Source organism: Rossellomorea sp. SC111 (assembly GCF_024733565.1).
Lineage (GTDB): Bacteria > Bacillota > Bacilli > Bacillales > Bacillaceae_B > Rossellomorea.
In genome coordinates this window covers 1-13,695 of the sequence record NZ_JANIOC010000017.1, presented here as the reverse complement: position 1 = coordinate 13,695, position 13,695 = coordinate 1, and the positions used below count along the sequence as shown (strand labels likewise).

The following is a 13,695-nucleotide window of genomic DNA, read 5'->3' as shown; positions in this document are numbered from 1 at the left end:
AGGGGGGAGAATGATGGATATACAACTATTAGTGGATGGGCTGCTCACGACCTTGACACCGATGAATTTACTTCTGGTCTTTGTCGGGATGCTGGTCGGGGTGTTTTTTGGATCGCTACCCGGCATTAGTTCTTCAATGGGAATTGTTCTGATGCTGCCGTTTACATATTATATGGGGATCCTTCCTTCGATTATGTTACTGGTTGCGCTCTATGCGGGCTCCTCCTACGGGGGTTCCATCACGGCTATTTTATTTAATACACCTGGAACGCCTGAATCGGTCGCCACAACCTTTGATGGTTACCCGATGACTAAGAATGGCAAGGCAGGAAGAGCACTTAGTCTGGCGATCAGCGCATCGGCATTTGGCGGGATTTTCTCTGTTCTGATTATGCTCTTTTTAGCGCCTCCGTTATCTACTGTTGCCTTGAATATTCAAAGTGCAGAGTATTTCGCTTTAACGGTACTTGGACTGACGGTCATCTCTTCGATTGGAACGAAGTCACCGATCAAAGCCATCACCTCGGGGTTGATAGGCATACTGATTGCGATGATCGGGATGGATCCGATTGTAGGGGCCAATCGCTTTACATTCGGTAATATCGAACTGATGAACGGGCTTGAAATGATTCCCATCATGATTGGTGCGTTCGCCCTTGCAGAAGTATTGAATCAAGTAACCGATAAACATAAAGATTTGAATATGAGTAACAAGGTTTCATTGGAAACGATCAAAATTGTAGAGTTAATAAGACATAAGTGGGTATTACTGAAATCGGCCGTAATCGGCACGGTAATCGGTATTTTGCCGGGAACAGGCGGGTCCATTGCCTCGATTGTGAGTTATGGTGAAGCCATGCGCACGAGTAAACACAAAGAAAACTTTGGTCAAGGGGAAGAAGAAGGAGTCGTGGCGCCGGAAGCCGCCAACAATGCAGCAGCCGGCGGGGCCATGATCCCGACCCTGGTACTGGGAATCCCAGGTAGTCCCACCACGGCGATTATCCTGGCAGCTCTTGCCCTTCAAGGATTACAGCCAGGTCCTCAGTTAATGACAGAGCAACCGCTGATGCTCTATTGCATTTTCTTCTCCATGTTAATCGCAAGTGTCACTGTATTTATTGGAGGGCGATTGGGTGTCAAAGCCTTTGCTGCAATTCTGAAATTTCCTTATTCGATGCTTGGCACCCTCATTGTTTTACTATCAATGGTCGGCTCCTATGCCGTCGGGAATTCGATGTTCAACGTTTGGGTCATGCTGGTATTCGGTATATTGGGTTACTTCATGAAAAAGTATCATTTCTCCCCTGCATCCCTTGTCCTGGGACTGGTCCTCGGACCGATGATGGAAGAAAACTTCAGAAGGAACCTGTTGGTCACAGAAGGGGATTATCTTTCCTTTATCACTAAACCGATCTCCGGAATCATTCTATTGATTGCCGTACTCGCCATGCTTTACCCAATCATTGCAAAAACCTTAAAAAATAAAAAAAGCATGGGAGGGTCAGGTGGTGGGTTGTAGGAAGGGGGAGCAAGGGGACGGTTCTCTTGCTTCCATTTTCCCCATTGAAAGTATTTAGTATATTATGGTAAATTAGATTTAACCCCAGATTTATTCTTCGTAATGCACTCTATGTAACGCTACAGGCGTAATCTACTTATCTTTAACACTCTCCATTTGATTTCGGATTCAACTATTGATTAGCAGCTCATTCTTGAAATAGAAGGAGGTGAAATGAATGCCCCGGCATGCAAGAAGGAAAAGCGAAACGGGAGTATATCATGTCATTGTGAGGGGAGCGAATAAACAGGAAATTTTTCACGATGATCATGATCGCATAAAATACCTGGATCTCCTGCAGAAATATAAAAGTGAATCAGGCTTTAGGATGTACGCATGGTGCCTGATGGGAAATCACGTTCACTTGTTGATGAAAGAGGGAAGTGAAGATATCTCCCTTGTGATGAAACGGGTTGGTGTGAGTTACGCCTTTTATTACAATTCCAAGTACAATACGACCGGTCACCTCTTTCAGGATCGGTTTAAAAGTGAAAATGTAGAAAACCGCATGTATTTTTTGACTGTCGCCAGATATATTCACCAGAATCCAATAAAGGCAGGAATGGTTTCGCACCCTCATGAATGGAAGTGGAGCAGCTGCCTGGCGTACTACGGGAAGACGGTCTATCCACCAAACCTCCTTGACCCCCACTATTTATTCAGTATGTTTTCTCCCCATCTATCCATTGCCCAAAATGAATTTAAAGAATTTAACGAGAGAAATAACGATGATCAATGCCTGGACGCGAGCTCAGTCAGAAGATTAACCGACGATGAAGCAAGAGTGGAAATTATGAAGTGTCTCGGTTCGTATGAAATACCACAAGTAAAAAGCTTGTCCAGAGAAGAGAGAAATACCATATTGCGAAACGTAAAAGGAATACAGGGGCTGTCACAAAGACAGGCTGCGAGAATTCTTGGGGTTTCTCCGAGTTTGATTTTTAAGGTTTAGGGGGAGCATGGGGACGGTTCTCTTGCTTCTTAGAGTGAAAAGAGAGAAAAAAGCCTTCCAACAGGAGGGCTTCACGTTATATGTTCTTCAAATCGGCTTGGGGTATATAATTTCTTACCGTTTCTTTAAATAAAGCAATATCCTCGTCATTGTGGAAGTATTCCCTTGGTATCACCATGGCTTTATATGACGTGACATAAATCAGGAATAACTCCTTTTTTTCGTAGACCTTTCGAATATCCGTCCATTCATAATAAGTAGTCGACCTTCCGTAAGAGGCGGTGATTCCATCCGGCATCAGATGATAAGTCAAATGTTTGGAATAATGAGGCTCTTTCTTAAATTCTTTCAAGACCCTCTTTAAAATGACTTTTCTCACAAAGAGCGTTAATAAGAAAGAAAAGAAGATAGGGATCATAAACCAAGCATTGATTTCATCTCCTGAAAACAGATACAGCGCTACATATAATAATACGATGGCCAGGAAGATGAATGGCATCTTGTTTCTGTAATGATACTTAGCATATCGTAAAAAGTGCTCATCACTGAGGACTCCACCAAACGTGACTTGTGGTTTTTCCTCTTCAATCATCAAATCCCTCCTTAGGAAATATTATTTATAAAAGATTAACATACTTTTAGCCTATAGGGGAGCAAAGGGGGAGCAGGGGGACGGTTCTCTTGCTTCTTTTTTAGGGCTTATTGGAAGCGGAAGAACCGTCCCCCTGCTTCATTTTATGGGTGGGAAAGTAAAATAAGAATTTGTACCTAAGTTTTTTATGCTTGAGGAGTGCTTGGTTTACCTATGGAGGGTATGGTGAGAAACCTCAGTGAATGAAGAGCACGGGAACGGTTCTCTTGCTTCTTCAAATAATTAAAGGAAGCAGAAGAACCGTCCCTCTGCTCCCCAACTCTCTATTTATAACTAAACACACCTTCAACCCCACGATCATACTTCCAATACATCCATCCACCAAGCACCACGCAAGGCGCCACAACAACGGCCATTCCCATAAACGCCATGCCAGGTGAGATATCATACAGGAAGCCACCGATAAACGTCAGTACCGCCGTACTCAATCCCATACCTAGGGAGGTGTACACACCCTGAGCAGCAGGAATGTCCTTGCTCTCCAATTCTTCATAAATCAACCGCATAAATGCATAATGCGTCAATCCGAAGGTTAGAGAGTGGAAAAGTTGGGTAAAGATGAAGACAGGGGTGCTGGGGAATAGGAACAACAAAGTCCAACGCGTCACAGCAGCCCCTGCTGCTATAATGAACATGACAGAGATGCTCTTCCCTTTTAACAAACGATCGGAAAAAGCAAAGAACAGTATTTCAGACAAAACAGCAACATTTAAAATGACACCGATATAAACGGCACTCACATCTAATTCCTTCAAATAAAGAACACCATAATTATAATAAGAAGCATGTGCTCCCTGAATCAAGACGACGACCACCATCGCCCAGACAAACTTACGGGATTTCAGAAGGCTCCTGTAAGAAAGCTTCTCCTGACCACGCGTCCCGCTCATGGACTGTGGCAGCTTCGCAAGGGAAGAGAGCAAGATCACGACAATCCCGCCAAATAGAAGATAAATCACGGCCCCCTCTGTAAAAATCGACGTCAGAAATCCTACCGCAAGCAGTGCGGTAGTATACCCGATTGATCCCCAGGAACGGCTCCGGCCATAATCAATCCCATCTTCCTTCATCATCACAGCCGCCATGCTTTCTACCATCGGAAGCAGCATCGGATACACAAGGCTGAATAACACCATACACCCGATCACCATCCCGAACGAATCCCTAGGCAGAAACATCAGCAACGCGACCCCTGAGATCAATACAATCCATCTTGATAACCGTCCCAATGAAACCGTCTGGCTCAACTTAGGAAATACGAAAAAGCTCGAAAACGAACGGGCTATCATTCCGACGGCAATGACAGTACTTGCAGCAGAAATCGAGAAATCCTTACTTTCCACTAACCACGCTGTCCAGTAAGGAATGAAAATCCCCCATGTAAAAAATATCGCAAAGAACTGAAGTGATAACCACGTCTGATTCTTCAAATCTATCAGATCTCCCTTTAGGTAGAGTTGGAAATAGTTTAACAAACAACAAAACATTATACGGAAGTCAGTCCGGAATGACAACCAACTTAGCGACTATCTTTTCCGAAGCAAGGGGACGGTTCTCTTGCTTCTTTTTGAGGGTATTCTAAAGATGGGGACGGAAGCAGAAGAACCGTCCCCATGCTCCTACATCGCTTCCTTCAATCCTTTCTTAATCAACCACTTATTCGCAGGATAACTGGTCAGAAATCCTAATATCATGGCAATCTGCATCATGAACCAATACGAGGGTTCTGTCGGCTTCGGCGGCTCAGTGAAGAGCAGATAATGGACAATAGCCATCCATCCGAACATTCCCACTTCAAAGGCGATCAGGGAAAGGGAATCGGCTTTGATTGCCTGTTTGAAGGCGTTGAGTTTCCCATCTTCCTTGTTCATCGGATAAATGGAGTAGAATTGAAAGATGACGCCGAATAAATAAGCGAGTATAAATTCCACAGTATAATGAGCAAATAACGTAGAACCGGCAATGGTGAGACCTGTCACGGCGACGATCGGAACACCGACCGCATCACCGAAGGAGCAGCCTGCCGAGCAGTGACTGGTGGAGACGAACACTTTGGCACCATGACCGCGGTTGTCTTCCTTCTCTAGATTCTTCGCTTTCACCCGACCCCACTTAAAGTACGTCCACAGAGCAATCGGTCCGAAGAACCACCCGTTGATCGGCCACACTATATTCATGATTTTCATCTTCTGGGGATGTTTCACCACATCCACTAATATGATGAGGGAAGACAGCAGTCCAATCCCAAGAAAAATCCACGAAATCGTTGTTAGCACAGAATCATCCTTTCTTAGTTATATGGTCTACAAGACAATATACCCGTTGAAGGATTTATGTAATCTTCAAGTGATTTTTGAATTTTAGGGGCGATTCTCTTCTTTCATTTTAATTTAGTCTACTCTCTGAAAAGGTGAATATTTAAAGCAGAAGAACCATCCCCCGGAATAGAGACGCCAGTCATGTAAAAAATACATATTTTTACATTAAATATAATTATTTTTATACTATTTCTTTAATATCCAGTATCCAGAAATGTTCCCCTGTGACAATGCTACCAGTTCCTTCTCATCGAAATTACAGGGAATTTGTCATGTTGTTATAGTGTTACAGAGAGGTGATTACAGGATCTTGTAATGGTGGAAGCGTTCTTATTAGAACGAGAGCCATCCTTAGAATAATGCAAGTGCTTTAGTATCCTCATGAGTTCTTATCAAGGTGGCTGGTATATGAAAAGCTGCCGTTTGACTGAGGTGGAGAGTGTTGAGTTTATTTAAATCCTATCCCTGTACCATGCAGCATGATGCATCGGATTGTGCGGCCGCCGCCATTTCGACCGTTTTGCAATCATATAAAAGTGAATATTCCATCATGAAAATCAGGGAAATCATTGGGACTGATGCCTATGGAACCAGTGTGAAAGGAATAGTGGATGGATTGGAGAGACTTCACTTCAATGTGAAAGCAATCCGAACGACCGCTTTTGAAATCACGAGAGATATGACGTTTCCTGCAATCGCGCAGATCAAGACGGAAGAAGGGCTTAACCACTTTGTGGTGATACATAAACTAACCAGAAATGATATTTTCTTGGTTGCGGATCCTGACAGGGGATTAAAGAAACTTGGGTTTGAGGACTTTGAAAAGTTATTCACAGGGGTCCTTATCTTAATGGTTCCTAATAGTGACTTTGAGAAGATCTCTTACAAAAATACAGGGATGTTTGATTTATTTAAAGTTCTTATTCTTTCTCAAAGAAAATTATTGGGGTTAATCATCCTTGCCTCATTCATGTTGAGTGCAATAGGAATTCTATTAAGTCTGTTTCCGAAAGTCCTGATGGATGAGATTATTCCTTATCAATTAAAGAACAGCCTTTATATTTTTTTACTGGTATTTGGTTTAGTCACGTTATTCCAAAATGTGTTGACGGCTTTTCGACAGCATATTTTATTGTATTTATCGCGTAAGGTGGATATCCCGCTTCTGCTGGGTTACTACAATCATATTATACACCTCCCTTACCAGTTCTTTGTTAACCGTAAGGTAGGGGACATCATCACCCGTTTTCAGGATGCCATGACCATTAAGGATATTTTCACTACTGTGTCCATATCTTTAGTGATGGACGTCATGTTAGCTTCTATAACAGGGTTTGTCTTATGGAAAATCAATCCCACATTATTCGGCATCTTGGTGATTATGGTCGTCATTAATATTCTCTTAATTTACTTTTTTAAAAGGCCCTACAAAAAATTAAACTATGAACAAATGGAAGCAGGTGCAGTCCTCAACTCCCATCTTATAGAATCCATAAAAAATATCGAAACGGTCAAATCACAAAATGATGAGAAAGCAAAAATACATAAACTTGAAGAGAAATTTGTCCATTCATTGAAGATCGATTACCGGGAAGGTGTGATCAGTAACGTTCAGGGATCGGTTTCAAACTTTATCGGCTCATTGGGAAATTTAGTGTTTATGGCCATCGGTGCCGTCAGTATCATGGACGGGAATATGACGATTGGGGATTTATTGGTCTTTCAAACACTCAGTTCATATTTCACTGAACCGGTTCAAAACCTGGTATCTCTTCAATTGACTTTCCAGGAAGCTCAAATTGCCATGAAAAGGCTAAGTGAGCTTATGACCCTGGATCGTGAAGATCATAAGAAAGATTCCATTAAAGATATTGATCTCAAAGGGGAGATTGCCTTTCGGGACATCACCTTTGCTTACGGGTCGAGGGCTCCTGTCATAAATAACTTCACCCTGAATATTCCGGCAGGCTCCCGAGTTGCGTTTGTTGGTGAGAGCGGTGCAGGGAAAAGTACAATCACCCGCTTATTGTTAAAGTTCATGAGTGCCAATGAAGGAAAAATTTCTATCAATCATTATGATATCGAGGATATTGATCAACATTATCTACGAAGGAAAATAGCCTATATTCCGCAAAATATTGAGCTTTTCACAGGTACCATACTGGATAATCTCAAGGTTGGTAATACACATGCAACCTACGAGGAAATGGTATCAGCCTGTAAAAAGTCCGGTGCTCATCCATTTATTGAAAAACTTCAAAATAGATATGGGACATTCGTTGAGGAGTCAGGCAGCAATTTCTCCGGGGGAGAGAGGCAAAGGCTGGCCATTGCCAGAGCCCTGCTCTCTAATCCCGACCTCTATATCTTTGATGAGGCAACATCAAATTTGGATTCGTTTAGTGAACAGAAAATACAAGAATTACTTTTCGGAGAAACCCGGGATAAAACGGTCATGATCATTGCCCACCGTTTGTCGACCATTGTTGAGTGTGATGTCATTTGTTTCATTGAAAAGGGTGAGATTCTCGAGAAAGGGACACACGAAGAGTTAATGGCTCTGAATGGCAGGTATGCTGAACTATTCCGATTACAGCATGGCCGGAACGCAACTCCCACTGTAAACATTCTAAATCAGGAGGAAATGGAGTATGTCTAAATTAGAAGTGAAGGAAAACAAAAGATTACGATTGAAAAATGTCATCATATTTGAAATTCGAAATATTGAGTTGGATCAATTGGAAGGGCATGTTCAGAAATTCGTTAACTATACCCAAGTATTAAATGTCCAGATGTTCGGTCCCCTGATTACCAGAATGGTGGGATCGAATATACAGCAGGATGGAACTGTCAAGTATGACTATGATGTCATGATTCAGGCTCATGACTATTTACAGTATAAAGATAAGTTCAAGGTGAAGAGTGAATACCATTGTGACCATTGTCTATATGTTCGGTATGCAGGAAAACCTGAACATCTGCCTTTCGCCCATTCGAAAATGGAACTATTCTTATTCGAAAATGATCTGGATTCAAATGGCGAGATTTATAATGTGTTTGTCTCAAATTCTCAGGAAGAAATTATTGTGGACATATTCAGGCCGGTGCTCCAGCATGCAACTTTATAGTAAAAGCGATTTGAAGGATTCCAGAATTTTTTTTGATAAGACTCCTCCTAATTTCTTAAAGATTTTTATTCTCTTTACGCTGGGAGTACTTGTCTTCACCACCTATATCTCAACGGTGCTGGTTAAACCTTACTTTGTAAAGGCAGAAGGCACAGTGATATCCAAAGATGATCAGTTCATTTCGACTCAATTAAATGGGCAGATCGTAAACATCAATAAAGAGGAAGGGGAGGCCGTTTCTAAAGGGGAAGTTCTCTTTACGATATCAAGCGGCCAGGAAGGGTTGCAACAGAAGGCACTTCAATCCCAACTGGATGAATTAAATGACAAAAAGAAGGTTCTCGACCGATTTGAACAATCTTTGGATGAAGAGAAGAATCTCATGAAGGATTCAGGAGTAGAACAAGAATATTATGGTAAGATTGAATATTTCTTGCTTCAAATCCGTACAGACCAATTTGAAAAATCCAGTTTAAACAGTCAAATAGAGAAAAAGAACCAAAAGAAAGATGAACTTCTTGGTGAGCTCGACCTTTTAAAGCAAGATCTGAGAAAAACGGATCCAGAAAGTGATGTCTTTACCGCTGATGAACTGAAAGGGAAAATTGAGGCGAAGGAAAGCGAAATAGAGGGGATCACGGAAGAAATTAATCAGTTTGAGCAGCAAAAAAAGAATCCAGCTTCGCAGTCTAAGCAGGTTTTGTCCCAGTTAAAGAGTGAACTCGGTTCTGCACGAGCATCCATTCAATCAAAGCTCGTTGAATTAAAAGCGCAGATAGCACTTTATTCGGGTCAGGAATCTGCATTAACCATCACGTCTAACAAGAATGGGGTGGTACATTACTTAGTTCCAATGAAACTTGGAATGACCATTCAGGCAAACCAGGTCATCGCCCAAGTATCCGACGGAACCGATGAACTTCAGGTTGAAGCGTTTATTGACTCCCGTGATATTTCCATGATTAATGTCGGGGATACAGTAAAGCTTTCGATACAGGGTGTCAACATACAGAAATATGGAACGGTTGAAGGTGAAATATCTTCCATAGATACCGGTACATTGACGCAGGAGACGAGTGAAGGAAATCTGGTGTTCTATAAATGTGTCATTTCGCTTAAGAAAACAGAGCTTGAAGCACGTGACGGCAATGAAGTGAAGATCATTCACTCCATGCCTGTGGAAGCCAAGGTTATTTATAAAAAAGAGACTTATTCTGATTGGATCTTCAAGATGTTGAATTTTAAAAGGCTGTAAACGAGTCGGTCAATATCCATACTACTCAGAAAGGAAGGATCTTATGAAAATCCTGTCAAAACTGCACATCGTCTTTTATATTAGTTTACTTGTTTACATCTGTTTGATACCCAACCACTCTACTGATTCTAATTTGGTGAAAGTACTATTCACGTTAACCTCTCTCGGGTTATTTATTGGAATAACGGCTGTCCTCTCAGTGGTAACATTCAATAAAGCCTTTTCTACAGAGAAGAAATACGCCTATGCCATTGTATTCCTTCTTCTATTAAATGTCGTCCTGTATCTGCCGCTTGGGCATTCATTATATGAAAAAACCGACAGCCTTGTTTTACTGATTAGTATGATGGTTGCCTTTTTTATTATCACCAACATACTCATGTATAAAATGAAAGATTCCCTTCTAAAGAAAGATTTTGATTACTCAGGAGAACTAAGACAATTTCTGAGAATGGGAGATTCATTGAAGGGTACGCCATTGATGAAAGTAGTGAATCGCCTTGATTATTTCTTTTATGCCTATTGTATTGCAGTCTTTATTGCAGAGGATTTATTTCTGTTTACGGCAGTTGTCATGATTATATTACTACTTTCCGTTAAGCCGTTAAAAGAACTGACAAACGAATTTTCAAAAAGCGATTTAATCTCAAAAAAGGAAACGGTATTTGCGGTTTCAGCTTATTATGGCTGCTATGCCATTTCTATTATTTGGTTTTGGTTTTTCCCTAACCTTTCTGCTCTTCTGATTGGAAGCGTCAGTCTATTAACGATAAAAAATTATATTCATCGTGTGGCCAAGGAGAACTACCATCACTCCGCTTAGGATTGATATACAGACGGTATACTGTACTTCGGTACTTTATATAAATAAATGAAAAGAATGAGGAGGAATTATCGTGGAATTAGTATTACCACAAAAGTATGTAGAGTTAGAGCAAGAGGAAATGCAATACCTGGACGGAGGTGCGTATTTATCCGCCAGCCAATGTAGAGGTATCGCTGCCAGTATCGCCCTCTCTCCAGGTGCCCTTATTGCCGGAGCGACTGGGGCTGCGGTCATTTCTAAAGTAATCCGCTATGCAAAGGGTGTCGGAGGACCGATGGGATGGATCATCGGAACTGCAGCTGGATATGGAACTGGATTTGTTTCTAAGGTTGCTTATGGTATCGGGAAGGGAGCACTTTCTGGTAGAGGGCTTTCCATTGCGTGGTCATGGGACCCATTCAATTTCGGAACGAGAACATATATCGGTAAAGCCTCTTGGGCTTAATCTAGTGAAAAGGGAGAACCTTCAAATGGAGGTTCTCCCTTTTCTATGTATGAGTCTATAATAAACGGAAAATATCATGTTCTTCATCCAACTCCTCATTATTAAGGAGCAGATCGTTATAGGATTGTTCCGCAGTAACCGATAAATGATTGTCCCCATTTAATTTAAAAATCAACTTTGACATCAGGTATTTTTCTGCAGCCTGTGAAAATTCATTCAGTTTTTCAAGGCACATGGCTTGTTGATAAAATAATTCCCCAAGCCCATAAGTCGACTTTTGCTGTTTGCAATAGGAAACACCTTGTGAGGAGGTTTGCAATGATTCCTCATATTGTTCATCTGAATAATAGGCTCTTGATAAGTTAAAGAACAAGCGAATGTAAACGCTTGGTGAGGAAAGCGGAATAGATGAATGGATATACATCTTTGCTGTCTCGAATATCGTGATGGCTTGTTTGATTTCGTTAAGCTCGATTAGAATATTCCCCTTTGTAATTAATATTTCGATTTCCCTTAAGGAGTATGTGTTGGAGGATGTTTCTTTCATCTCTAATGCTTCGTCTATTAAACTTAGTGCCGCATGTGGGTCTTTTTCTACATGAAGGTAGATGATGGATTTGTTCCAACAAATAAACTGACGGTATTTCTGTTGTTTTAATAATGGGCTGTTCTCTTCTGTTTTAATTAGCTCAGCCAATTTATTATATTCACGACGATGTATGTATCTCCTGGAAAGAGTGATGACTTCCTCAATATAGTCATTTCTTTGAGAATCTGTTTGTTCAAAGAAGTAATTCGTGTCTACGCCAAGCTTGATGGATAACTGATAAAGCACTTCAGCTGAAACGGCAATCTTTCCTTGTTCAATCTGACTGATAAAGGCCTGTGTACAAATGCCTTCCCCAAGCTTCTTTTGGGATAGAAAAGAGTTTTTGCGCAGCATCTGAATCTTATCCCCTAAATTCTTTCTAAACTCTTCCATTCATGATCAACACCATTCCTTAAAATTCCAATTAATATAATTATTTTTATACTATTATAAAATCCTTGATAATAAAAGACTATATGACTAGATAAAGTGTTAAAACCATATATTATGAGAAAAACAGGAATTTAGACACTCTGCTATAGTAATGTAGATTTGAAATATTTAGGAGGAACAAAACATGAAGACTAAAATGATTAAATGCTTATTATTGCTTACAATCAGCATTGGAGGTCTACATCATATCCCGTTTAAAAAAGGTGTTTCCCATCTGCCGGATATTGTTTCACTTTCGGATGAACGCGATATAGGTCCTATGCATTAAATAACGAAGGGGAAGTCTTGAGTGGTGTAAATACCTCAAGACTTTTTCTATTTTAACCCATAACCAGGGGGTCAGATAATCGAATGCTGGGTTGAGTTCAATATTCATCGTATTATTTAAATTGTACAGCCCCTGAATAATATGGGGAGTTATTTCTATTCCTACAATCAGTTCAATCAGCTGGAAAACACGACGAAGAACGGTTTACCTCACGCCTCGTACGTATACGACCAGCGTATAAATCAACAAAAAGAAGTCATGAAAAAGCAAATAGACGGCGTCTTGAAAGATGTGACGACGAACTATACGTACGATGATGCCAACCAATTAGCTCAAGTGGAAACACTGACCCCCGGGAAAGACACTTCCAGAGTGAAGAACTGGTATAATGGGCACGGACAGCGGATCCGCCGGGACACAGACGGGACCATCACCAATTATGTGTACGTTGAACACGCCCTTCTGTACACTGCCGATGAAAACAATCGAAAGATCACATAAAAATGTGCTGAACCCGGATGGTGAAATCGTAGCGTCCAAGCGATTTGACGGAAACTATGAAAATCAATACTTCTTCTATCACTACGACATGAGGGGTAGCGTCACCAACGTCGTCGACTCCGACGCCAATCGGGTCAAAGGATACGACTATGATGACTTCGGAAACATCAAGGAAGTCGGCGACAAGACATTCCATAATGAAGTGAAATTTACCGGTGCCATCCAGGATAGCTCCACCGGCCTTCATTATATGAACGCCCGATACTACAGTTCTGACACAGGGCGGTTCATTTCTCAAGATACGTATTCCGGGAACGCATTTGACCCGTGGACACAGCATCTGTATACGTATACGAGCAATAACCCGATTAATTATGTTGATCCGACGGGGCATTATGATGTAGATCCGGATGGGAATAAAATATTGCCTATTGGGAAATACATTGCGGCTCCGAGTCAGCCAAGTACCGGGCATAGAAGTACTCCGAGTAACAATAATAGAAATAAACCATCTACTGGAAAAAGCCGTTCCTACGCGACAATTAAGAAGACCGACTATTCAAACGTACCAATTGCAAGAGATGAGTTGCTATTTGGACCAGGTACAATAATCAAAGGCGTGGGTTCAGGAATTTCGATCATTTAGAGTAGCAGAGTAGCTAGTACAGTGAATAATACTCTGAAGAGTACCCAGGAAAAATTATTAAAGTTAGACTTGCAGTTTTTTTCTAAGGGTAAAGATAAAGC

The 13,695-nt window shown here is 41.2% G+C and carries 14 protein-coding genes; 10 read left to right on the top strand and 4 right to left on the bottom strand.

Annotated features, from left to right (window positions below):
* Positions 1-10: 10 nt before the first annotated feature.
* Both NQ095_RS18860 and NQ095_RS18855 read left to right on the top strand, forming a co-directional pair.
* Complete coding sequence (locus NQ095_RS18860; protein ID WP_258264982.1) at positions 11-1,522, top strand: tripartite tricarboxylate transporter permease; 1,512 nt, start codon at positions 11-13, stop codon at positions 1,520-1,522.
* A gap of 217 nt (positions 1,523-1,739) precedes the next feature.
* Entirely contained in the window at positions 1,740-2,513 is a 774-nt protein-coding gene (locus tag NQ095_RS18855; protein WP_258264981.1) for a transposase, read from the top strand.
* 76 nt (positions 2,514-2,589) lie between these two features.
* Here NQ095_RS18855 and NQ095_RS18850 read toward each other — a convergent pair whose 3' ends face one another.
* The 3 genes from NQ095_RS18850 to NQ095_RS18840 all read right to left on the bottom strand — a co-directional run bounded on the left by NQ095_RS18850 (position 2,590) and on the right by NQ095_RS18840 (position 5,441).
* Complete coding sequence (locus NQ095_RS18850; RefSeq protein ID WP_258264980.1) at positions 2,590-3,105, bottom strand: YcxB family protein; 516 nt, start codon at positions 3,103-3,105, stop codon at positions 2,590-2,592.
* Positions 3,106-3,428: 323 nt separating this feature from the next.
* The gene (locus NQ095_RS18845) at positions 3,429-4,595 is read right to left on the bottom strand and encodes a 3-phenylpropionate MFS transporter (RefSeq protein ID WP_258264979.1); all 1,167 of its coding nucleotides are present in this window, start codon (positions 4,593-4,595) and stop codon (positions 3,429-3,431) included.
* A 189-nt stretch (positions 4,596-4,784) separates the two neighbouring features.
* Positions 4,785-5,441 carry a DUF4396 domain-containing protein gene (locus tag NQ095_RS18840; RefSeq protein ID WP_258264978.1) on the bottom strand — a complete coding sequence of 219 codons (657 nt, stop codon included), beginning with the start codon at positions 5,439-5,441 and terminating at the stop codon, positions 4,785-4,787.
* A gap of 484 nt (positions 5,442-5,925) precedes the next feature.
* Here NQ095_RS18840 and NQ095_RS18835 point away from each other — a divergent pair, with 484 nt between their 5' ends.
* The 5 genes from NQ095_RS18835 to NQ095_RS22530 all read left to right on the top strand — a co-directional run bounded on the left by NQ095_RS18835 (position 5,926) and on the right by NQ095_RS22530 (position 11,137).
* The gene (locus tag NQ095_RS18835) at positions 5,926-8,142 is read left to right on the top strand and encodes a peptidase domain-containing ABC transporter (protein WP_375162864.1); all 2,217 of its coding nucleotides are present in this window, start codon (positions 5,926-5,928) and stop codon (positions 8,140-8,142) included.
* Positions 8,135-8,611: an AraC family transcriptional regulator gene (locus tag NQ095_RS18830; RefSeq protein WP_258264976.1), complete on the top strand. Its 477-nt coding sequence runs from the start codon at positions 8,135-8,137 to the stop codon at positions 8,609-8,611. Before NQ095_RS18835 ends, NQ095_RS18830 begins: the two co-directional genes overlap by 8 nt.
* Entirely contained in the window at positions 8,598-9,866 is a 1,269-nt protein-coding gene (locus tag NQ095_RS18825) for an HlyD family secretion protein (protein WP_258264975.1), read from the top strand. The genes NQ095_RS18830 and NQ095_RS18825 overlap by 14 nt, the downstream gene beginning before the upstream one ends.
* Before the next feature lie 43 nt (positions 9,867-9,909).
* A complete protein-coding gene (locus tag NQ095_RS18820) occupies positions 9,910-10,689 on the top strand; it encodes a hypothetical protein (RefSeq protein ID WP_258264974.1) in 780 nt (259 codons plus the stop codon).
* A gap of 73 nt (positions 10,690-10,762) precedes the next feature.
* A complete protein-coding gene (locus NQ095_RS22530) occupies positions 10,763-11,137 on the top strand; it encodes a hypothetical protein (protein WP_309137672.1) in 375 nt (124 codons plus the stop codon).
* 55 nt (positions 11,138-11,192) lie between these two features.
* Here NQ095_RS22530 and NQ095_RS18810 read toward each other — a convergent pair whose 3' ends face one another.
* Positions 11,193-12,119, bottom strand: coding sequence for a helix-turn-helix domain-containing protein (locus NQ095_RS18810; protein WP_258264973.1), 927 nt, complete (start codon positions 12,117-12,119; stop codon positions 11,193-11,195).
* A gap of 184 nt (positions 12,120-12,303) precedes the next feature.
* Between NQ095_RS18810 and NQ095_RS18805 the strand changes: the two genes are divergently transcribed.
* From NQ095_RS18805 to NQ095_RS18795, 3 genes are all read left to right on the top strand, one after another.
* Entirely contained in the window at positions 12,304-12,447 is a 144-nt protein-coding gene (locus NQ095_RS18805) for a hypothetical protein (protein ID WP_258264972.1), read from the top strand.
* A gap of 141 nt (positions 12,448-12,588) precedes the next feature.
* On the top strand, positions 12,589-12,948 hold the full coding sequence (locus NQ095_RS18800) for a hypothetical protein (protein ID WP_258264971.1): 360 nt from the start codon (positions 12,589-12,591) through the stop codon (positions 12,946-12,948).
* A complete protein-coding gene (locus tag NQ095_RS18795) occupies positions 12,923-13,594 on the top strand; it encodes an RHS repeat-associated core domain-containing protein (RefSeq protein WP_258264970.1) in 672 nt (223 codons plus the stop codon). Before NQ095_RS18800 ends, NQ095_RS18795 begins: the two co-directional genes overlap by 26 nt.
* Positions 13,595-13,695: the final 101 nt, after the last annotated feature.